The 21,544-nt window shown below is 68.5% G+C and carries 20 protein-coding genes; 11 read left to right on the top strand and 9 right to left on the bottom strand.

Translation table 11 applies throughout. The features are described from left to right. Positions 1–42: 42 nt before the first annotated feature. The 4 genes from RQG77_RS00245 to RQG77_RS00230 form a co-directional block, all read right to left on the bottom strand. Entirely contained in the window at positions 43–1,401 is a 1,359-nt protein-coding gene (locus tag RQG77_RS00245) for a hypothetical protein (RefSeq protein ID WP_311242900.1), read from the bottom strand. Then, complete coding sequence (locus RQG77_RS00240) at positions 1,394–2,611, bottom strand: S8/S53 family peptidase (protein ID WP_311242899.1); 1,218 nt, start codon at positions 2,609–2,611, stop codon at positions 1,394–1,396. Before RQG77_RS00240 ends, RQG77_RS00245 begins: the two co-directional genes overlap by 8 nt. Further along, on the bottom strand, positions 2,611–3,006 hold the full coding sequence (locus tag RQG77_RS00235; protein WP_311242898.1) for a hypothetical protein: 396 nt from the start codon (positions 3,004–3,006) through the stop codon (positions 2,611–2,613). The genes RQG77_RS00240 and RQG77_RS00235 overlap by 1 nt, the downstream gene beginning before the upstream one ends. A gap of 63 nt (positions 3,007–3,069) precedes the next feature. Next, the gene (locus RQG77_RS00230) at positions 3,070–4,335 is read right to left on the bottom strand and encodes a S8/S53 family peptidase (RefSeq protein WP_311242897.1); all 1,266 of its coding nucleotides are present in this window, start codon (positions 4,333–4,335) and stop codon (positions 3,070–3,072) included. Between the two features lie 86 nt (positions 4,336–4,421). Here RQG77_RS00230 and RQG77_RS00225 point away from each other — a divergent pair, with 86 nt between their 5' ends. Continuing rightward, the gene (locus tag RQG77_RS00225) at positions 4,422–5,084 is read left to right on the top strand and encodes a TetR/AcrR family transcriptional regulator (RefSeq protein ID WP_056508423.1); all 663 of its coding nucleotides are present in this window, start codon (positions 4,422–4,424) and stop codon (positions 5,082–5,084) included. A gap of 129 nt (positions 5,085–5,213) precedes the next feature. Next, complete coding sequence (locus RQG77_RS00220; protein ID WP_311242896.1) at positions 5,214–6,449, top strand: acyl-CoA dehydrogenase family protein; 1,236 nt, start codon at positions 5,214–5,216, stop codon at positions 6,447–6,449. 28 nt (positions 6,450–6,477) lie between these two features. Here the strand turns inward: RQG77_RS00220 and RQG77_RS00215 are convergent, their stop codons facing one another. Further along, positions 6,478–6,963, bottom strand: a complete 486-nt coding sequence (locus tag RQG77_RS00215; RefSeq protein WP_311242895.1) for a hypothetical protein — start codon at positions 6,961–6,963, stop codon at positions 6,478–6,480. Between the two features lie 41 nt (positions 6,964–7,004). On the opposite strand from RQG77_RS00215, the gene RQG77_RS00210 reads away from it, so the two are divergent. Together RQG77_RS00210 and RQG77_RS00205 are read left to right on the top strand one after the other, a co-directional pair. Beyond that, a complete protein-coding gene (locus tag RQG77_RS00210) occupies positions 7,005–8,456 on the top strand; it encodes an NAD(P)/FAD-dependent oxidoreductase (protein WP_311242894.1) in 1,452 nt (483 codons plus the stop codon). Between the two features lie 57 nt (positions 8,457–8,513). Next, the gene (locus RQG77_RS00205; protein WP_311242893.1) at positions 8,514–9,557 is read left to right on the top strand and encodes an ATP-dependent DNA ligase; all 1,044 of its coding nucleotides are present in this window, start codon (positions 8,514–8,516) and stop codon (positions 9,555–9,557) included. 3 nt (positions 9,558–9,560) lie between these two features. On the opposite strand, the gene ligD is transcribed toward RQG77_RS00205, so the two are convergent. From ligD to RQG77_RS00190, 3 genes are read right to left on the bottom strand one after another with little or no spacing between them, the layout of a single operon-like run. Then, positions 9,561–10,613, bottom strand: coding sequence for a non-homologous end-joining DNA ligase (gene ligD, locus RQG77_RS00200; RefSeq protein WP_311242892.1), 1,053 nt, complete (start codon positions 10,611–10,613; stop codon positions 9,561–9,563). Between the two features lie 40 nt (positions 10,614–10,653). Continuing rightward, the gene (locus RQG77_RS00195) at positions 10,654–11,790 is read right to left on the bottom strand and encodes an SseB family protein (RefSeq protein WP_311242891.1); all 1,137 of its coding nucleotides are present in this window, start codon (positions 11,788–11,790) and stop codon (positions 10,654–10,656) included. A gap of 27 nt (positions 11,791–11,817) precedes the next feature. Then, the gene (locus tag RQG77_RS00190) at positions 11,818–14,283 is read right to left on the bottom strand and encodes a UvrD-helicase domain-containing protein (RefSeq protein WP_311242890.1); all 2,466 of its coding nucleotides are present in this window, start codon (positions 14,281–14,283) and stop codon (positions 11,818–11,820) included. A gap of 162 nt (positions 14,284–14,445) precedes the next feature. On the opposite strand from RQG77_RS00190, the gene RQG77_RS00185 reads away from it, so the two are divergent. Genes RQG77_RS00185 through RQG77_RS00165 form a run of 5 tightly spaced genes read left to right on the top strand, consistent with a single transcriptional unit; the run spans position 14,446 to position 17,327 of the window. Then, positions 14,446–14,754, top strand: a complete 309-nt coding sequence (locus RQG77_RS00185) for a hypothetical protein (RefSeq protein ID WP_311242889.1) — start codon at positions 14,446–14,448, stop codon at positions 14,752–14,754. A 1-nt stretch (position 14,755) separates the two neighbouring features. Further along, a complete protein-coding gene (locus RQG77_RS00180; protein ID WP_311242888.1) occupies positions 14,756–16,066 on the top strand; it encodes a hypothetical protein in 1,311 nt (436 codons plus the stop codon). Continuing rightward, positions 16,056–16,622, top strand: coding sequence for a hypothetical protein (locus RQG77_RS00175; RefSeq protein ID WP_311242887.1), 567 nt, complete (start codon positions 16,056–16,058; stop codon positions 16,620–16,622). Before RQG77_RS00180 ends, RQG77_RS00175 begins: the two co-directional genes overlap by 11 nt. Before the next feature lie 11 nt (positions 16,623–16,633). Beyond that, a complete protein-coding gene (locus RQG77_RS00170) occupies positions 16,634–17,035 on the top strand; it encodes a YbaB/EbfC family nucleoid-associated protein (protein WP_311242886.1) in 402 nt (133 codons plus the stop codon). Between the two features lies 1 nt (position 17,036). Then, on the top strand, positions 17,037–17,327 hold the full coding sequence (locus RQG77_RS00165; protein ID WP_311242885.1) for a WXG100 family type VII secretion target: 291 nt from the start codon (positions 17,037–17,039) through the stop codon (positions 17,325–17,327). 93 nt (positions 17,328–17,420) lie between these two features. Here the strand turns inward: RQG77_RS00165 and RQG77_RS00160 are convergent, their stop codons facing one another. Then, the gene (locus tag RQG77_RS00160; RefSeq protein ID WP_311242884.1) at positions 17,421–20,498 is read right to left on the bottom strand and encodes a lamin tail domain-containing protein; all 3,078 of its coding nucleotides are present in this window, start codon (positions 20,496–20,498) and stop codon (positions 17,421–17,423) included. A gap of 156 nt (positions 20,499–20,654) precedes the next feature. Here RQG77_RS00160 and RQG77_RS00155 point away from each other — a divergent pair, with 156 nt between their 5' ends. Then, positions 20,655–21,050 (top strand): YccF domain-containing protein, encoded by a 396-nt coding sequence (locus tag RQG77_RS00155; protein WP_056311882.1) that lies wholly within the window; start codon positions 20,655–20,657, stop codon positions 21,048–21,050. Positions 21,051–21,082: 32 nt separating this feature from the next. Next, positions 21,083–21,544 carry a hemerythrin domain-containing protein gene (locus RQG77_RS00150; protein ID WP_311242883.1) on the top strand — a complete coding sequence of 154 codons (462 nt, stop codon included), beginning with the start codon at positions 21,083–21,085 and terminating at the stop codon, positions 21,542–21,544.

Genomic DNA, 21,544 nt, shown 5'->3' with positions numbered 1-21,544 from the left:
GCCCAAGGGCCGCCGGGAGCGCATATCGGTATGGAGACGGGGTCAGCGGAGCGTGTCGCGGCTGCCCGCCTGGGCGGATCGCGACCGGGGCCCGGCTTCCTCGTCGTCTTCGAGCTTGGGGGCGATCGGGCCACCGAGACCGGAGCGGTCGCGGCGCTTCTCGTCGTCTCCGGCTGCTCCGCCCATCATGCCCGGCGCCATCGAGCGGCCACCCGCACCTGCCGTTGTTCCGCCGGCTGCGCCGGTCGCCGAGCCGGATGCCGAGCCTGCTGCGCCGAGCCCGCCGGGTCCGGTCGCACCGCCCATGCCGAGCAGTCCGCGTCCGGCCGTCGCCGCACCTGCGCCGGCACCGCTTCCGCCACCGCCGAACAGACCTGCGCCGCCCGCGCCATTGAGCGACGCCGAGCGTGCCCCCATGAGCGCCGCGGCGCCTGCGCCGCCCACGACCGCCGCGCCGAGCGTGCCCGAACCGCCGGATCCGCCGGCGAGCAGACCTCCGCCGCCACCGCCGCCACCGATTCCGACGCCGGGGTATCCGGGCAGGGTGCCGCCGTTCGGCGAGTCGACGCTGGGGTCGGAGCCGCCGTTGCCGCCCGAACCACCGTTGTCACCGTTGTCCCAGCCGTTGTCCCCGATGGTGCCGGTGTTGCCGCCACCCGAGCCGCCGTTGCCACCGTTGACCCAGCCGCCGTCGCCGCCCCCACCGGGAACCCATGTGCCGACCTGTGGCGGAGCCACGCTGCCGACGCCGCTTCCGCCCGGCGACGTGCCGGGACCGCCGGAGGGTCCGTTGCTGCCGACGGGAGGGACGCGCGAGTCGATGCCCTCGACATCGATCACGGGGAGCGGGACGGATGTCGTGTCGGCGTTGACCAGGTTCGGATCGTTCTCGAACTGCGTGGTCGCCTGACCCGCGAGAGTCTGACGGATGTTCGCGAGCTCATTCATTGCCGCGGTCTCACGTTCGGCCGCCAGTCTCGCCTCCTCCTGAGCCACCATGTCACCGGTGTCGAGGACACCCCAGCCGTCGGTGATCCCCGACAGATTGCGACCGGCGTCGGCCAGGAAGCCCTCGGCGGATGCCGACGGCAGATTGCTGAGAGCGATGGACGCCGCGCCGGACACCGACTCCGATGCCCTGTTCAGGCGGAGACGCATGGCGTTGAGCTCACTCTTGATCAGTTTGGCGTTGCCTTCCATACGATCGAGGAGGCCCTTCGCGCTACCCACCGAATCACCGCTCCAACCCGGAATCTCGCGCACCGCCTTGATCGCGTTGAGGAGTTCGACGACCGCCGTCACTCGGTTGTCGAGTTCGGGGTCGGAGAACGCGCTCATGCTCTTCAGGGCGCGCAACTCGTCTTCGAACATCGTCGGTGTGCACACGTTGGGGTCATACATGTTCGTACCCTCCACTCTTCTTACGACTTCTCATGATGATCACGATCACGACGGCTGCGACGACGACCGTCGCGCCGCCGGCGAGGAACCAGGGCAGGGCCGCAGATACGTCGCCCCCCTCAGCGTCCGGAGCCGCGGTCGTCGGCGTCTCGTTCGACGCGTAAACCTCATCGAACGTCGGCGACTGTCCGTCGGTGAAGAGGGGATTCTCGTCGGGGTACTGGGACGGGTCCTCCTGCACCAACCGAGTCGCATTCGCGATCCCGTGGCCGAAGGTGCTGGTCCATTCGAGCTCATGCGGGGTCGATCCCGTGTTCCGGATCAACGACTGCAGGAGCTGGGAAGCGGTGGCGTCCGGCCACTTCTCCTTGGCGAGCGCCAGTAGTCCCGCGACGATGGGGGTGGCGGCAGAATTCCCCGACCACAGCGACATCCCCCAGGTCCCGTCCCACCCGAGTCCCGCCATATCGACCCCCGGAGCGACGATGTCGACATCATCGTTTGTCATAGGTGAGCCGTCACGTCGTGGGGCCGCCTGCGCCGCAGCGTCCACCGAAGCGACGTTCACGACGCCGTTGACCTTGCCGAGCTCGTTCTCCCACGCGGAGTCGGCGTTCGGCAAGCCGGCAACGACCAGCACTCCCGCTCGCAAGGCGTCGGCCACGGCGTCGGCGGACGGCTGGGAGAGTTCGTCCGCCAGGCGCGTGGATCCTCCGGACATCGAGACGATGTCAGCCCCCTGAGCGATCGCGTCGGCGACCGCAGCCGGGAAGGCGTTGCCGTCGCAGGAATCCTGGAGCGCCCCGTAGTAAAGGATCCGCGCATTGGGGGCGACTCCGACCGGGCCGGTGCCACTGTCGGACGTGCCGTTTCCGACGATCAGGGAAGTCACCGAGGTGCCGTGCTGCAGTGCCTCGAACGATGTCGCGGCCTCTTCGGTCGGATCGGGGCACTGATCGAGCTGTCGTATCTCGATGTCGGCGTCTCGCAGGTTCGCGACCTCGAGGTTCACTCCCGCATCGAAGACGGCGATTGTCACGCCGTCGCCGGTGATGTCTGCGTCATGGATCGCGGGGATCTTCATCGCATCGACGTACCAGAGAAGCCCCCCGGCCGGGAGACCCTGTGCTGCGGCTGCTCCGGGGGCGGCTGCGCTCGCGACGACGAAGGCCATCGCGATGGCGGCGGCACCCCACCGACGACCCGACATCAGTAGCTGACCGCGTCGCTGTCGCCGTCCTCGGTGGCGCTGGGAGAGGTGCCCGCGGACTCCAGCTGAGCCGTCGTGACGAGCGTCGGATCGTCCACCACCTGCGCGATCTGCGAGATCGTCGACGAGAGGCTCTCCTCGGACTCGCGCTTCTGATCGACGACCGCCTTGAGCGCGTCGCGGAAAGCGGCGGCATCGATGCTGAGATCGGTGATCAACTGCTCCAGACCCGCCGTATACGCTGAGGCAGAGTGGAGGTATGTCGACGTCGTGTTCGTCCGTAGCCCTTCGATCTCCGTACCGCGCGACCCCACTCCGGCCGCTTCGATGCTCTTGACGAGCGTGTGGATGTTCTCGAGCATCTGCTCGAAGTCAGCACCGATCTGCGCTGCCATGATCTTCCCCTCCGTCAGGGACGCCAGCGCGTCCCACCCTCCGACGACCCATGATAGACGACGTCATCGACGGTGCACAGAACTCGTTGGCGGCACCGAAGTGTTCTCCCGATTTTCTGCATCTGCAAGGCCTCCGCGTCTTCTGCGGATGACGAGGATGAGAGTCACCGCCACGACGACCACGACGGCCCCACCACCTGCGAGCACCCACGGCAGACCTCCTGGCCCGGCGCCGGCCTGCGCTTCCGGCGCCGCGGACGCAGACGGCTCCGGCGTCGAATAGACCTCGTCGAACGTCGGCGACTGGCCGTCTGTGAACAGCGGGTTCTCGTCCGCATACTGCGATGGATCCTCCTCCACCAGGCGAGTCGCGTTGACGATCCCGTGGCCGAACTTGTTCGACCACTCCAGTTCGTGCGGCTTCGATCCCGTGTTACGGATCAACGACTGAATGAGCTGCGATGCAGTGGCGTCGGGCCACTTCTGCTTACCGAGAGCGAGAAGCCCCGAGACGATCGGGGTCGCCGCGGAGTTGCCTGACCACACCGACATGCCCCATGTGCGGTCCCAGCCGACGCCTGCAACATCCACTCCGGGCGCAACGACATCGACATCGTCGTTCGTCATCTCGGATCCGTCCTGCCTCTTGGCTGCGTTCGCAGCGGAGTCCACCGAAGCCACGTTCACCACGCCGTTGATCTCGCCGAGTTCCCCCTCCCAAATCGAATCTGCATTGGGGAGTCCGGCCACGACCAGGACGCCCGCTCGCAGGGCGTCTGCCACACTGTCGGCGGCTCCCTGCGAGAGCTCGTCATCGAGACGTGCGGAGCCACCCGACATCGAGACGATGTCTGCTCCCTGTTCGACAGCATCGGCGATGGCCGCCGGGAACGCATCCCCATCGCAGCTCGCCTGCAGCGAGCCGTAATAGAGGATCCTTGCTCCCGGGGCGATACCTGCCGGCCCCGAACCGCTGTCAGATGTTCCGTTGCCCACTATCAAGGAGGTCACGGACGCACCGTGTTGTGTCGCGGCGAATGCCGTCGGATCCGCAGACGCCGGGTCAGGGCACTGCTCGATCTGGCGCACCTCGATGTCGGCACCCTCCAGATTGACTATCTCCGTGTTCACTCCGGCGTCGAACACCGCGATCGTCACGCCCTCCCCCGTGATCCCGGCGTCGTGGATCGCCTGGATCTTCATCGCATCCAGGTACCAGAGCGGCCCACCGCCCGAGAAGTCCTGCGCCGCCGCCGCACTCGGCACCAGCACGACTCCCAGCACACACGCCACGGCGGCAACCCGAGCCGTCCATCTACGCAGCGCCATAATCATTCATCCCCCCCCTGGATGCATACCCGCTCATCGTAGACGCAGCGGCTGTGGTGCTCGAAGCCGAGGTCTAGGCTCGTCCCATGCACGAATCCGCAGAACTGCGCACCGGCGTCGTGGCCGCTGCACTCGAGCTCTTCGCATCGCAGGGCTTCGACCAGACCTCCGTCGAGCAGATCGCGAAGGCCGCGGGAGTCTCGCGTTCGACGTTCTTCCGCCAGTTCGGCGGCAAGGAGGATGTCGTCTTCGCCGACCACGAGGTGCTGCTCGAACAGCTGCGGTCATTCCTCGCCGAGGGACATGACGACCCCTGGGGCGCGGTGTGCGCGGCATCCGAGTCGGTCTTCGCCCACTTCGCTCACGACCCCGAGCTCGCGCGTCGCCGCTATCAGATCGTCCGTCAGGTGCCGGTGCTCCGCGAGCGCGAGATCATCACGGTGTTCCGCTACGAGCGCCTGTTCGACGACTATCTGCGCAGCTCGCTTCCCGGCATCGATCCCCTGGACGCGGTCGGGTTCTCGGCCCTCGTCACCGCCGTGCACAACCACGTTCTGCGCCAGCTGCTGCGCGGCAAGAAGAAGGTGCCGCTCTCGACGCTGCAGACTGCTCTCGCCGACGTCCGCCGCCGATACGGCGTGCCCTCGGAAGCTGTCGCCGAGGCGCCGGATGACGTCGTCGTCGCGGTGTTCCCCCGTTCGATGCCGATCGCCGAGGTCACCCGGCGTCTGCGCACGCAACTCGACTGAGTCGCCACCGGACAGACTCGCAACCGGACTGAGGCGCAGCTCGTCCGACTCCGCACGGGTTTCGACGCGTCCGAACTCGTGGAACCGAGTATCGAGGAGTACGATACTTGGTGCCACGAAGGAGTCACCATGAGCACCGCAGCCTCCCCCTTCCCCGGCGAGCGCGTCTCGTCGTACGACATCACCGGACGACAGGACAGCGACTACTACGCCGTCTTCGCCGACATCCCCGACGCCGACCGCTCTGCCTGGGATCGCGCGAAGGAGTACATCGACGAGGTCGGGCCGCAGATGGCGGATGCCTGGGACCGCGCCGAGTACCCTCTCGACGCCGCCCGCCGCATGGGCGAGATGGATCTCGTCGTCGACGGCATCGAGCATCCGTCTCTCACCCGACTCTCGCCTCTCGCCGCCGGCCTCGTGAACATGGAGATCTCACGCGGCGACGGGTCCCTCGGCACCGTGCTCGCCGTGCAGGGCGGTCTGGCGCTGCGCACCCTCGCGCTCTTCGGCTCGGATGAGCAGCAGGAGAAGTGGCTGACCTCTCTCGCCGACGGATCGGTCTTCGGCTCGTTCGCCCTCACCGAGCCCGACCACGGGTCGGACTCCGTCTCGCTCGAGACGGTTGCCAGGCGCGACGGCGACGAATGGGTCATCCGCGGCGCGAAGAAGTGGATCGGCAACGGCGCCTCGGGCGGCATCACCTTCGTGTGGGCCCGCGTCGACGATGAGACCGCGGCAGAGCACGGCGCCGTGCGCTGCTTCCTCGTCGAGCAGGAGACACCCGGATACACGGGGACGCCGATCCGCGGCAAGGCGTCGCTGCGCGCCATCCACCAGGCTCACATCGTCTTCGATGACGTGCGCGTTCCGCTGGACGCCGTGCTGCCGGGGACGAAGAGCTTCAAGGACGCGTCGATCGTGCTCTACGCGACCCGCTCGGGCGTGGCCTGGTCAGCGCTCGGTCACGCGACCGCCTGCTACGAGGCCGCCCTCGCCTACTCGAAGGAGCGCATCCAGTTCGGCAAGCCGCTGGCGAAGTTCCAGATGGTGCAGGAGCGACTCACCCACATGCTCGAGGACCTCACCGCGATGCAGCTCTACTGCCGTCGCCTCGCCGACCTCGAGACCGCGGGCGAGCTCCGTCCGACACAGGCATCGCTGGCGAAGTTCCACAACACGCGTGCCGCGCGGCGCGTGGCATCCGTCGCCCGCGACCTGCTCGGCGGCAACGGCATCCTGCTCGAGAACGGCGTGATGCAGCACATGGCCGACATCGAGGCGATCCACACCTACGAGGGGACCGAGAGCGTGCAGGCCCTGCTGCTTGGCCGCGACATCACCGGCATGAGCGCCTTCGCCTGACGCCCCGAGGTCGGCACGCGGTGCGTGATCAGTCGCAGCCGCAGCCGCCGGCGGGCGTCTTGACCATGAAGCAGACGTCGCACACGCCGTAGTCGCGCTCGATGAGCTTGGGGGCGCGCTGGGCCTTCGGCGCCGCGGCGACGCGCGGAGTCGTCGACCGCTTGGCCTTGACCGGCGCGATCGGGCGGAACTCGCTCGGGTGCGTCACATAGAAGAACGGTGCGCGGCCTTCACTCGGCTGCAGACGCAGGGGCGTCGAGCCGATGACGACGACCTCATCTTCCGTGAAGCCGTTGGTGTACGTCTTGCCGATGTGCAGCGCAGCGCCCTCACCACGGCGGATCGCCTCGATATAGCGGCCACGGTCGATGAAGGAGGAGATGCCGACGGCATCCGTGATCGCCGCGATGAACTCGTGGTTCTCCTCGGCGATGCGGTGCGCGCGGAGTGCCTCCGCGAGGGTTCGGTACGGACGGGAGTTGCCTGTGGGGGTCGGGCCCTGAACTTCATTCATTTCTTCAAGGATCTCACGTCGGAGCATGAAAGACTGGCCGAATGCCTCGCGCGACGATCATCGGCTCCGGCCCGAACGGCCTCGCTGCCGCCGTGACGCTCGCTCGCGCCGGCTACGAGGTGCAGGTCCTCGAGGCCGCAGACACCATCGGCGGCGGTGTGCGCACCGCCGAATCCACGCTCTCGGGCTTCCGGCACGACGTCTGCGCCGCCGTGCATCCGGCTGCGCTGTCGTCGTCGTTCTTCCAGGCCTTCGGCCTCGCCGAGCGGATCGAGTGGATCACCCCCGACATCTCGTACGCGCATCCTCTCGACGACCGTCGCGCCGGCATCGCCTGGCGCGACATCGAGCGGACCGCCGCGGGCCTCGGAGTCGACGAGCGCGCGTGGCTCTCGCTGCTGCGCCCGCTGAGCACCCACGTCGACGGAGTCGTCGACTTCACGGGCAACCAGATGCTGCGGATCCCCCGCGAGCCGGTCACTGCGCTGCGCTTCGCACTGCGGATGCTCGACCAGGGCACACCGCTCGCCAGCCGCTCGTTCCGCACCGACGAGGCCGCGGGGCTGATGGCGGGGGTCCTCGCCCACGCCAACACACCACTCCCTTCCCTCGCGGGAGCGGCGGCAGGCCTGCTGCTGGCCGCACAGGCGCATGCCGGAGGCTGGATGTACCCGCGCGGCGGAGCCCAGCGCATCGCCGACAGCATGGTCGCCGACATCGAGTCGCACGGCGGGTCCGTCGAGTCAGGCGTGCACGTCACCGACCTGAGCGAGCTCGACTGGGGCGACCCCGCCCGAGGCGACCTGGTGCTGCTGAACACGTCGCCGCGTCTGACCCTCACGCACCCCGACATCCCCACCGGATACGCGCGAGCCATCCGCGGGTATCGCTACGGTCCGGCCGCCGCCAAGGTCGATTTCGCGCTCGACGGGCCCATCCCCTGGACGAACCCGGATGTCGCGCAGTCGCCGACCGTGCACATCGGTGGCACCGCTGCCGAGGTCTGGGAGAGCGAGAACGCGGTCGCGCGTGGCCGGATCAGCGATCGGCCGTATGCGCTCACCGTGCAGCCGTCGGTCTTCGACCCGACCAGGGCGCCGGAGGGCAAGGCCGTGCTGTGGGCCTACATCCACGTGCCGCAGAACTCCGACCTCGACGCCACCGAACTGATCACCCGTCAGGTCGAGCGCTTCGCCCCCGGATTCCGCGACCTGATCCTCGCGCACCACTCGGTGCCCGCATCGTCTCGCGAGGCGATCAACCCGTCGGAGATCGGCGGCGACATCCTGGGCGGCGCGTTCACCATCCCGCAGGCGCTGCGCAGGCCGGTGCTCGGCCCGGCACCGTGGCGCACGCCGATGCGCGGCGTGTACCTCGCCTCGGCCTCGACACCGCCCGGCCCCGGTGTGAACGGTATGGCCGGATGGCACGCCGCCCGCACCGCTCTGAAGGATGCAGGCACCCGCGTGACCCTCGACGACCTGTTCGGCTGATCGCGTTCACGAGCGACACCCCTTCTGCCGCAGCATCACCACCGCCAGGATGGACCCATGCGCTACGAGATCCCCTCCCCCATGCTGGCGAAGGCGGCAGCCTCCGTGCCCGACCCCGCGAAGACGACGGGCGGACTGCTGTTCGAGCCGAAATGGGACGGCTTCCGCGGGCTGATCTCGTGGGACGGAGACACCGTCGAGATCGGATCGCGCGGGGCGAAGCCCCTGACCCGTTATTTCCCCGAGCTCGTCGAGGCCATCCCCCGGGTGCTGCCCGGGCCGTGCCTGCTCGACGGCGAGATCGTCGTCGCCACCGGCCCCGACGGCGCACAGCGGCTCGACTGGGAGGCACTGAGCCAGCGCATCCACCCCGCGGCATCGCGCGTGGCCAAGCTCGCCGACGAGACCCCGGCGATGTTCGTAGCCTTCGACCTGCTCGCCCTCGGCGACGAGGATCTGCTGAGCACGCCGTTCGCCGAGCGACGCGAGCGCCTCGAGTCGCTGATGGCCGACGTCGAGCATCCGCTGCACATCACCCGCACGACCCGCGACCGCGACGCTGCCGTGCGCTGGCTCGCGGAGTTCGAAGGAGCAGGTCTCGACGGGGTCGTCGCGAAGCCCCTCGACCAGCCGTACGCCCCGGGCAAGCGCACACTCATCAAGATCAAGCACGCGCGCACCGCTGACGTCGTCGCTCTCGGCTACCGCATCCACAAGTCCGGCTCCGGCGTCGGATCGCTGCTCGTCGGCCTGTACGACTCCGACGGCACGCTGCGCCAGGTCGGCGGCGTCGCGGCGTGGAGCGACGTCCGGCGCAGGGAGCTCGTCGACGAGCTCGCGCCGCTCGTCGAACGCGACGACGCAGGCGACGCCGTGACCGGTGCGGGAGAACGCTCGCGCTTCAGCGGTTCGAAGGACGTGTCATTCGTGCGGCTGCGCCCCGAGCTCGTGCTCGAGGTGCGTTACGACCAGCTCGAAGGAGCGCGATTCCGCCACACCGTGCAGTTCGAGCGCTGGCGCCCCGACCGCGACGCGCGCTCATGCACCTACGACCAGCTCGACACCGTCGCCGGTTACGACCTCGCCGACGTCATCGGCTGACGGTCACTCGTCGACCGGGTCGCCGTTCTCGTCCCAGTTCGCGGCGACCTTCTTGCTGGGCTGCACGCGTGGGGGCTCGCCCGGCATCTTGGGGAACTCGGGCGGGAACGACAGCTCGCCGAGCCCCGCCCGCTTGTCGCGCTCCCACCATTCGAGCAGGGTGTCGATGCGGCCGGGCGTACTCTGCATTCCTGCCCACGGGTCGCCGACCTCCGCGAGGCGCTTCGGGATGCTGCGGACCGTGAACGCCTGGGGGTCGAGCCCGTCGAGTTCGTCCCAGTGCACGGGTGTCGACACCGTCGCCTCGGGGAGTGCTCGGGGACTGTAGGCACCGGCCATCGTGCGATCGCGATTCGCCTGGTTGAAGTCGATGAAGATGCGCTCTCCGCGCTCCTCCTTCCACCAGTTCATCGTGACCTGCTCGGGCATCCTCCTCTCCAGCTCGCGCCCGGCCGCGATCACCGCGTGGCGGACGTCGAGGAACTCGTGAGTGGGCTCGATCGGGGCGAAGACATGCAGTCCGCGGTTACCGCTCGTCTTCACGAACGCGTTCAGCCCCGCCTCCCGCAGCACCTCCCGCAGTGCGTGCGCAGCCGGGATCGCGTCGGCGAACCCGGTGCCAGGCTGAGGGTCGAGGTCGATCCGCAGCTCGACGGGGTTGTCGGGGTCGGAGGCGAGAGACGCCCACGGATGGAACACGATCGTGTTCATCTGCGCCGCCCAGACGATCGCGCTCGGCCGGTTCAGCACGATCTGCGGATGCCGCCGGCCGCTGTTGTACGTGACCGTCACCGCATCGACGTAGTCGGGCGTGCCCTTGGGCGGGTTCTTCGAGAAGAACCCCTCGCTGCCCATGCCGTCGCGGAACCTCTCGAGAGAGACCGGTCGGTTGCCGTTCGCCTCGAGGAAGGGTGCGCCGACGAGCTGGAAGTACTCCGCGAGCTCGGCCTTCGTGATGCCGACCTTCGGCCACACGACCTTGTTCGGACTCGAGAGCACGACCTCGCGCTCACCGTCCGGATCGACGACGGTCAGGGTCACGCGTTCTGAGGCCATGCTCCGACCCTAGGGCGCACGTGCGGCGCGCGGAAGACCGTCAGGCGTCGAGGTCGACGGCCAGGATGAGCACCGACGTCAGGGCGTCGCGCTCGACCACCATGGTGGGTCCGGCCGGGTCGACGACCACACCTGCCATGTCGATGTGACTCGACAGGAGCTTCGCGAGCTGCTCGGGCTCGAACGGCAGCGGGCGGTCGCCGCGGCCGAGAGCGAGCACCTCGAGCGGGTGCGAGAACAGCTGCAGGAACCGCTTGCCGTCGGGAGTCTGGGCCTCGGCGATGCCGACCTGCCCGTTGGGGTTGCCCTCGTTGACGGCGACCCACATGCGCTTCGTGGCGAGCGCCTCGCCGAGCTTGGCTGCGGTGTCCTGCTCGCGCGGAGCGGCGACGATCGACTTGACAGTCATGTCGACGTCGGCCTGCTCGAGCGCCTTCTGCAGCAGTTCGGTCGGGAACACCACGCGGTGCGGAGCCGAGGCGTTGTCGACGATCAGGCCGGCGAACTCGCCCGAGACGACCTGCTGCAGCACCGAGGTCGTCGGCTGGGCGACGGCTGACGTCGCGGTCGGGTCCTTCTCGAGCTGCACCGAGTCACGCACGGCGGCGGCCGAGCTGAACGCGAGCATGAACTGACGGTCGCCGTCACGGACCACGGCGACGGCCAGGGGCTTGCCCTCGCTGATCTGGGCACGTGCGTCGCCGTTCACCCGGATGTACAGATGCCCCTGCAGGGCCTGGCGCAGAACGCCGAGGAGCTGATCGTTCGTGGCCCCCTGCTCGACCTGCTTGAGTGATTCGCGGAGCAGGACGTTGTCCTTCATGCCCGCGACCGTCTCCGTCTGCTCGGGCGGCAGTGCCGGTGCCAGCGGAAGACGGCGTTCGGCTTCGGGAGCCGGAGTGGCGGCCGGTGCCGCCGGGGCCGGAGTGGTGGTGGCTGCCGGAGACGCGGGGGCCGCGTCGGGGTCGGGGAGCGCGACCTCGGGGCCCGCCTGGGCTCCCACGCCGCGGAATGCCTGCACGGAGATCCCGATGGTCGGGGCGGCCTCTGTCACCTCGGAGGCTGCTTCCGCCTCTTCGGGAGCGTCGACGGCAGACTCGTCGGTCTCTGTCTGGGTCTCGATCTGGTCGGCGACGACGTCGTCAGCGGACTTCTTGCGGCGGGAGAACAGGGCCATATCAGCCAGCCTAACCCGCGGAACCGCTCAGATCTTCTCGATCGGCGCGACCTTGATCAGGAGCTTCTTCTGTCCGGCCGAATCGAAGCGCACATGCGCGATGCGCTTCGCGCCCTCACCCGTGACCGCGTCGACCCGTCCCTCGCCGAAGTCGGAGTGACGGATGCGATCGCCCGCGGCCAACTCGAGGTCGCCGTTGTCGCGCATCTTCGCCGTCACCCGGTTGGGGAACTTGTCCATCGCGGTCGACAGCGGCTTGAGCGAGTCGCGACCCGGCAGCTGCTTGACCGCGAAACGGTCGCCCGAACCGGAGCCCGAGCCCGAACCGCCGAAGCCGCCGGCACGACGTGCGTTGAGCGCACGCGACTGCATTCCGCCGCGCGAGTTCACATCACCCGGCGACTGGCGCCAGTCGATGAGCCCCGCGGGGATCTCCTGCAGGAAGCGACTGGGCATCGCGACCGAGACCTCGCCGAACTGCGCGCGGGTCATCGCGAGAGAGAGATGCAGGCGCTTGCGCGCACGCGTGATGCCCACGTAGAAGAGTCGCCGCTCCTCCTGCGGCCCGCCGGGCTCCCCGGCCGAGATGCGGTGCGGGATGAGATCTTCTTCGACACCCGTGACGAAGACGGCGTCGTACTCGAGACCCTTCGCCGTGTGCATCGTCATCATCGAGACCGAACCCGACTCGTCGTCGAGGTCGTCGGCGTCCGAGACGAGGGCGACCTCGGTGAGGAAGTCGACGATCGTCCCGTCGGGGTTGTTGCGTGCGAAGTCGCGCGCGACGGCGACGAACTCGTCGAGGTTCTCGACTCTGGCCTCGTCCTGAGGGTCACGGCTCGCGCGCAGTGCGTCGAGGTATCCGCTCTTGGACAGCAGCACGCTCAGTCCGTCGGCGACCGTGGTCGGCGCGGGCACCTCGCCGGAGGCGGGGAGCATGATCTCGGTCGCCTCGGCGAGCACCTCGTCGAGCTGAGCGATCCCCGCCTGGATCTTCGGACCGAAGCCGAGCTGGTCTGGCACCGAGAGCGCCTGACGGAACGTGATGCCGTGCTCCTCGGCGAAGCGCGCGATCGTGGTCTCGGTGACGTCGCCGATACCGCGTTTCGGCTTGTTGAGGATGCGCCGCACAGCCATCTCGTCTGCGGGGTTAGCCACAGCGACGAGGTAGGCGAGCGCATCCTTGATCTCGGCGCGATCGTAGAACTTGGTGCCGCCCATGATCTTGTACGGCACGGCCGAGCGGATGAAGATCTCCTCCAGCGCGCGGGACTGCGAGTTGGTGCGATAGAAGACGGCCATCTCGGAGTACGGCATGCCCGAACGACGCAACGCCTCGACCTCGTCGGCGACGAACTGGGCCTCGTCGTGCTGCGAGTACCCGGTGAAGCCGACGATCATGTCGCCGGCGCCCTTGTCGCTCCAGAGCTTCTTGTCTTTGCGGTCGAAGTTGTTGCCGATCACCGAGTTCGCGGCCGACAGGATGTTCTGGGTCGAACGGTAGTTCTGCTCGAGGAGCACGACGCGGGCTCCGGGGAAGTCCCGCTCGAACTCGCTGATGTTGCGGATGTCGGCACCGCGGAAGGCGTAGATCGACTGATCGGAGTCGCCGACCACGGTGAGCGACGCGCCCGCGAGCTCGGGGGTCGTCTCGGGTTCGAAGATCATCATGCCGTTCGAGGCATACGGATCGGGGGCGTCGCCCGACACCGGCCTGGTCAGCTCGTGGATGAGCGCGTACTGGGCGTGGTTAGTGTCCTGGTATTCGTCGACAAGGATGTGGCGGAAGCGCCGGCGATACGTGTCGGCGACCTGCGGGAACGCACGGAAGAGATAGACCGTCTGCCCGATGAGGTCGTCGAAGTCGAACGCGTTGGCCTTCTGCAGCTGTCGCTGGTAGTCGGCGAACAGCTCGACGAAGATCCGCTCCGCGGGGTCGCTCATGTTCGCCTGGCGCGCATAGGCATCGGCATCCGACAGCTCGTTCTTGAGCTTCGAGATGCGGGACTGCACCGATGCGGGGGTGAGACCGTAGGCATCCGCCTCGTGCTCCTTGACGAGGCGCTTGAGGAGCGCGCGCGAGTCGCCGGAGTCGTAGATCGTGAACGACTTCGTGAACCCGAACTGCTGGGCCTCGCGCCGCAGGATGCGCACGCAGGCGGAGTGGAAGGTCGAGATCCACATGCCTCTGGCCGCGTCGCCGATGATCGCCTCGACGCGCTCGCGCATCTCGCCCGCAGCCTTGTTGGTGAAGGTGATGGCGAGGATCTGGCTCGGCCAGGCCTCTCGCGCCCGAAGCAGCGAGGCGATGCGGCGGGTGAGCACGCTCGTCTTGCCCGACCCGGCTCCCGCGACGATGAGCAGCGCGGGGCCGCGATAGGTCACAGCCTCGAGCTGCTGAGGGTTGAGGCCGGCGAGGAGGTCGTCCTGCTCCTGCTCCCCTGCGGGGCGAGGGCCGACGGATCCGGGGACGATGAGGGGGGCTTCGGTCATGGCCTTATGAGTCTAAGCCGCGCCACCGACACCGACCGCGGGTGAGGGGGGACCGCCCGGAGCGGGAGCTTGGCAACGCCGGGCGCCCGACCTATCGTGGAACCTGTCTGCTCGCCGCTCCGACGGGTGGACACGCAGATTTCGGGGGGGGGAGCTCGACCGATGGCGGAGATCGAAGTCCACAGCGATGCCTACGAGGCCGCACGCAGTGCACTGACGGAGGCTGCAGCACAGCTGGCGTCGTCGCGCGGCAGCATCACCTCAGCCGTTCCGGGCATGGCATTCGGCCCGATCGGGGCGTTCATCCCCCCGGTCCTCAACTCGATCGGCGCCGTCGTCGAGGGCGCGGCCGGATTCGTCGGAACCGTCTCGCAGCGCACCGCCGACGGCGTGCAGAAGGCCGTCGAGGGCTTCCGCACCGTCGATGACACCGGTCGCGCCGACCTCGACCGCATCGCCGCGGAGGGATGACATGAGCACTGCCGTCCTCCCCGAGGCGGACGCCGCCGCATCCTCGCTCGCCTCCGGAAGCTGGAGCAGCCAGCTCCCTCCGGCCGGAGGAGCCGGTGACGACTGCGGCGGCGGACTGAGCGGATTCGCGTCCGAGATCATGCAGTTCGTCCGCCCTCTGGAGCAATTGCTCGAACAGGTGGCAGGGGATCCGGCGGGGCTCTATCAGGCCTCCCATGCCTGGGAGACCTACGCCGGCGACGTGCAGTCGACCTCCGCGCTCTACCAGCAGGCGTTGACCCAGATCAGCGGCCATGTGCAGGGGATCACCGCGGTCGTCGTGGAGGGCTCGCTACGAGTCCTCCAGTCGGCGACGCACTCGATCGCCGACTGGTCGAAGGTCATGAGTCAGGCGCTTCAACTGTGCGTGCGCGCGGTCGAGATCATGCGTTCCCTGGTGTGCGCGGGCTTCGAGCTGCTGTCGACCGTCGGCGGCAGCATCAAGGACCTCCTGTTCGGCAGCTGGCCCTGGGAGCTCGACAAGAAGGCGCAGGTGATCCAGGATTTCGCCGACAACTGCGCACAGGTCATCGCCGAGGTCACCTCCAACATCGATCGGGCGCTGCAGGCGCTGCGTGAGATGGTTCGCCTGGCCACCGACCTCTACCGCGCGATCATCCCGTTCCACCAGCGTCTGGAAGACCTGCTCGGCGAACTTCTCGAGCAGTTCCCCCCTGGCAAGCTCCTCGGCCCGCTCGGCGGTCTGCCCGGAGCGATCCCGCCCGGCGGGATGGGCGACACCTACAACCCCGGCCCGACGCCGTACCCCGGCTCCGATCACGAGTTCGAAGGCGAGTACGACCTGGGCTATTCGCACCAGTTCGACCTCGGCGAGACCGACATGACCACCGAGCAGCTCAACCAGATGCTGCAGCAGGAGTTCGGCCACGTCTTCCTCCCCTCCCGCGAGGGCGACAACTCGCAGCTCAACATGCAGCTCACCGGAGAGGGGCAGACCATCCAGACCTCTCTGTTCGGCATGGGCATCCCCGGCGTCACCGCGGGAGACATCACTGTTCAGCAGATCACCGACGACGGCTTCGTGATCGCCGCCCAACCAGGGCATCCGGAGCACCCGGGCGAGGTCGCCTTCCGCCTGCGCAACGTCGACGGCCGCGGAGTCTTCGAGGTCACCGGGGCCTACAACGCGACGATCCTCGAGAGCATGGGATTCTCCGGCAACACCAACCCCGCGTACGCGGGCATCTCGGATGTCAGCATCTGGTCCGACATGCAGTACCGACTCGAGGACATGATGAACTATGGCCGCTAGGCGCTGGTCCGCACTCTCCGTCGTCACCGTGGGCGTGCTTGCGCTCACGGGATGCGCGTTCGGGGGCGGCGGCTCCGACAGTGAAATTCCGCACGACGCCGCTTCGGGCGGACAGACCCTGGCCGAGCTGCGCGAATCCTTCGAGTCGATCCCCGGCATCGTGGTCTCCGACATCGCCGGTGGCGGCAAGCCCAACGTGAAGGGCAACACCGGGTACGCGATCGGGCTCGAGGTCGAGCCCGGCTTCGCGATCGCCGACGGGGCCGCGCTGGTCGATTTCGTGGTGTCGTCGGTGTGGTCGGTGCGTGAGGGCTACATGCCGAATGCGCGCATCGACATCAGAGTGCGGACCTCGTCGAGCGGGGGCTTCGATGTGGGGGCTGCCGCGGCGCAGGCAGGGTGGGTGCGCGACTCCACATCGTCACCGAAGCCGTACAGCACGGCCGCCATCGATCTGATGGAGGACAAGGATCAGGGCGCCAGCAACCGCGAGCGGCTCGGGTCGTGGCCCGGAGACGTGCCCGAGGTCCCGACCGGCGTGACCGTGCAGGAATGAGGGAGAACGATATGGACGAGAGCACATCCGGCATCGACGAGGGATTCGCGGCCGCCCGCAAGCAGCTCGACGACATCAACCGGCAGGCGCAGCAGAACCAGGCACGCGCTCAGGCACTGGCGACCGATGTCGAGACGCTCGTCGAGTCGGCACGCAGCCCCCGAGGCGAGGTCACCGTTCGCGCCAAGGTCGGCGGAAAGCTCGCCGGTCTCGAGTTCGGCCCCGCCGCCGAAGCGCTCACTCTGCAGGCTCTGGCCCAGGTGACGCTGGAGACGATCGCGCAGGCGCAGCACAACGCGATGTCGACGCTCGCAGATCGCAGCGCCGAACTGTTCGGCGAGGAGTCCGACATCGCGACGAGCCTGAAGTCGGATGCGCGGCGCGGGTACCCGTCCCCCGGACTGGAGCGCTGACATGGATCTCAAGGTCGACCCCGACCGGCTCGCCGAAGCGGCCGCGAGCAGCGCCGCCTCCGCCGCCGCGATCGTCGAATCGCTCGACTCCCTCGCAGGCACCTCTCAGGACCTCCGCAGCCGCTGGGAGGGTGAGGCCCAGAACGCCTACACGCGGCGTTCTTCGGCGCTCGACTCGCAGTGGCGCCTGCACGCGGGCACCCTGCGTCTCTCCGCCGAGCGTGCCGCACGGCTCGCCGACGAATACCGCCAGGCGGACTCCGACGGCGCCCGCGCCGTGCTGGGGTTCTGACACCGCTTCGCGCACTGCCGCGGCAGCACACACGAAGGGGAGGATGCGCGGATTCTCGCGCATCCTCCCCTTCGTCGTGTCGGGATACGGGTGTCAGACTGTGCCGCGGCGCCGACGGACGATCAGCGCACCGGCGATGATCAGCATGAGCGCCAGTGCGATCACGGCGACAGGCACCTCGGCGCCCGTCGCGGCGAGTCCGCTCGGGTCGGTGATGCGGATGTCCGCCCATCCGATCAGCTCGCCCGCTGCCGAGTAGACCGCGATCCGATGGGCGCCGAGGGCGGCATCCGTCGGAATCGTCACCGTGAGTGCACCGGAGGCGGGTGCCGCGCCCGAGGCCAGCTGCACGGGGTCGGAGTACATCCACACTGAGATCCGGTCGCCGGCGGTGTCGCCGCCCGCCGTCACCGTCACCTGCGAGCCGCGTGCCGCGACCGCCGGGTTCACCGTGACGCCGTTGCGGTTGGCATCGGTGAGAGCTGTGCCGGGAAGCGGAGGGTTCTGCGCACCGGGGGTGCCGCCCGGGTTCCCACCCGGGTTCTCGTCCGTCGCGCCCGGAAGCGTCCCGACTCGCAGTGCCTCCGAGGCGAAGCCGTCGGCGAACCACCACACGGGGCGCTGGCCGTCGACCGACAGTGAGGCCGGCGCGGTGGCGAAGCCCTCGTTGTTGATGTCGGGCATGCCCGTGGGGCGCGCGAAGTGCGCGATCCCGGGCTGTGCGGTGCCGTTCAGCGTGATCTGCGCCGACTGCCCGTGGCAACCGTCGTCGCACACGGCCCACAGCACGTCGAGGACGCCGTCGTAGTCGAGCGCCATGACCCCTGCGAGACCCGGTGCGATCTCCGACACCAGCGTCGCCGTGCCGTCGGCGCCGAGCGCGAAGGCGTAGACGTGGCCGTTGTCCTCGACAGCGACGAAGAACAGGCCGTCGCCGTGACCGGCGTAGTCCGTCGAGTCGTAGGCAGCACCGGTGTTGATGTCGAAGAGCGCACCGTCGAGCGCGCTGTCGGGCACCCACTGCACCGCCTCCATGCCGAGATTCGCGCCCACGGCCGGCAGCAGCGTCGTGAGATCCCACTCCTGCTGGGCGATGAGGTCGCCGGGGGCGGCCTCGGGGTCGACCTTCAGCACGGTGTTCTGATTCACGCCCTTCGCGCTGTTGTCGCGCTCCGAGGCGACGTAGACCGAGCCCGCGCCGTCGACCGTGATGCCCTCGGTGTCAGGACCCGCAGCCCCCGGGTTCGCGGCATCCTTCTGGAATCGCACGCGCTTGCCCGATTCCCAGCCGTCGATCTGCGTGAACGAGCCGTCGGCGTGGGCCTCGAGCTTCCAGATGCGCCCCTCGCCGTTGTCGACGGCCCAGAGGAACGTGCCGTCAGCGGTCTCCTGCACGTCGAGACCCGAGCTGTCCTCGAGGAACGTCGGAACGGTGTCGAGCACGCGGACGTCGGCAGAACCCGGCCATGGCGAGACGGCGATCTCGCCGGCGCAGACGTTCGCCCCGCCCTTCGTGCTCTCGGCGGTCACGGCGAAGGCGCCGGTGACGTCCGGGCAGCGACCCCATGTGGTCGCCGCGTGCCCTGCACCCCAGGTGGTCGAGTCGATGAGGAGGTCACCGTCGAAGACGCGCACCGAGTCGCCGTCGCCGAGGCCGAAGCCGAGGTCAGCGCCCTCGATGACGAGGTCTCCGCCGGCGGCGATCGAGGTCCCTGCCGGGATGACGTACGAGTGCGTGTCGTCGTCGTCCTTCACGACGATGCCCGAGACGTCGAGTGCGGATGCCGTCGGGTTGACGAGTTCGATCCAGTCGCCCGGTGATCCGCCGTCTGACTCGACCTCGTTGATGCGCACCGGATTGCCGCATGCGTTGCGCAGCCCCTTGGTCGAGACTCCGATGTCGACGAAGTCACCGCTGCCGTCGGCGCAGCGGGCGAGCACGCCGGCCGCATGTGCCGCGTACACGTGCTCGTCGACGACGTTGAGGTTCGCATCGCGCAGCGTGACCGTATCGCCATTGCCCAGACCGAACACGAAATCGGTCGGCTGGTCGAACACGAGATACGAGCCGGGCGCGAGCACCGTGCCCGCGGGGAGCGGCGTGGTCTCTGCGGCATGACCCACGGGGTCGCCGTCCATCACGGTCCAGCCCGAGAGGTCGACCGGGGTGCTGCCCGTGTTGACGACCTCGACCCAGTCGGTCGTGTCACCGTTGGACTCGATCTCGTTGATCACGACGTCGGGCATGACGCACGCGTTCGCCGCCCCCGGAGTCGAATACGCGAGCACGAAGGCGCCCTGCCCGTCGGGGCAGCGCGCGAGAGTCGCGACGATGACGTCGCCGTCGATCGCGGCATGGCCGCTCCACGGGAGCGTGTCGTCGATCAGGAGGCCCGTGTCGTCGAAGAGGCGGATGCGGTCGGCGCTGCCGATGCCGATCGGATCGCGGAACGCGGTCTCGACGCCGTCGACGAGTCCGATCGAGCCTTCCTCGACGACCAGGAACTCGCCCGCCGCGATCTCCGTTCCCGGCAGGAACTGCCACCTGTGGTCGTCGGAGTTGTCGCGGATCTCGTATCCCGAGATATCGAGAGGGGCATCGCCCGCGTTGTGGAACTCGACCCAGTCGGCCGGCTGCGAGTCGACCTCGTTGATGACGATACTGCCGCCCAGAGGGGTGTCGGCCGCGAAGACGTTGACCGCCCCCTTCGTGGGCTCGGAGGTGTCCGCCCATTCCACGGTGCCCTCGACGTCGCGGGCACCCCAGGTCGCTGCGGCGTGAGCCGCCCACGATGTCTCGTCGACCAGCACGGCGCTCGGGTCGAACAGACGCACCTGGTCTTCCTTGCCGAGGCCGAAGGTGAAGTCGCCGACGCCCGCAGCCCCCTCGTCGATCACGACATAGGCGCCAGGCTCGACGAGCGTGCCGTCGGGGAACGTGTACGACTCGTCCTCGCCGTTGTCCTTGACGACGTAGCCGCTCAGATCGACGGCGACGGCTGACGTGTTGACGAACTCGATCCAGTCGCCGGGCGCTCCCCCGCTGGATTCGACTTCGTTGATGCGGACACCGGATTCGGCGCCGGTGGCGGCGAGCGGAACGGCGAGCAGAGCGGCGGCGCTGAGTGCGCAGACCGTCGTGACCGCAGCCGCGGAGTGCAGGCGGGACATGGGGCTCCTGAGGGAATCAGACGGGTATCACCCCACATCACCGACACCGCATGGCTGACCGAAGACCCGCAGGTGCACGGATGGTGAACGGCCGGTGGCCATTCTCCCGACAGTGGCGAACGGCGGATGCCCAGGCGCCGGTGCGAGGATCGTGTCGTGCGCACCATCCTCAACATCATCTGGCTGATCTTCGCCGGGCTCGCCCTCTTCCTCGGCTACATGCTCGCCGGCATCCTGCTGTGCATCCCCATCGTGACGATCCCCTGGGCGATCGCCTCATTCCGGATCGCCCGGTACGCGATCTGGCCGTTCGGACGCGAAATCGTCAGCAAGCCCACCTCGGGCGTCGGATCGTTCCTCGGCAACGTGCTCTGGGTGATCCTCGCGGGGTGGTGGCTCGCCATCGGGCACATCGTCTCGGGTCTCGCGCTGTGCATCACGATCATCGGCATCCCGATGGGCATCGCCGACTTCAAGATGGTGCCGGTGTCGCTGATGCCGCTCGGCAAGGAGATCGTGTCGCGCAAGGGCGCTTTCGACCGCACCCTCTGACGGATCAGCACAACCGACCTAGACTGACCGGGATGGATGCCGACCGCCTGATCGCCTGGGACGACGAGCTCCGCCGGGCGCACACCCGCCTCCGCTCGGCTCTGGAGGCGACGAGGGCCGCGCTCGACGCGGACGCCGACGCCCCGGACGCCGCCTCTGATCTCGCGCTGTTCTGCATCGGGTTCTGCTCGGCGCTCGACGGACATCATCTGAGCGAGGACCGTGCCCTGTTCCCCGCTCTGCGCGAGGAGCACCCCGAACTCGGCGATGTGATCGACAAGCTCATGCAGGATCACTCGATGCTCGCGCACCTGCTCGGCGCGCTGCGCACCGCGGTCGAGGGCGGCGAGAGCACCGAGGCGATCGAACGACACCTCGACGGCGTGGGGGCGATCATGGAGTCGCACTTCCGCTTCGAGGAGCGGGAGATCCTGACGCCGCTGCGCGCACTGCACCTGGATCGCGCCGTGCCGGACGTGCTCGGCCCACTCTGA

Source organism: Microbacterium sp. WCS2018Hpa-23 (assembly GCF_031843845.1).
Lineage (GTDB): Bacteria > Actinomycetota > Actinomycetes > Actinomycetales > Microbacteriaceae > Microbacterium.
This window is presented reverse-complemented; position numbering and strand designations above follow the sequence as displayed.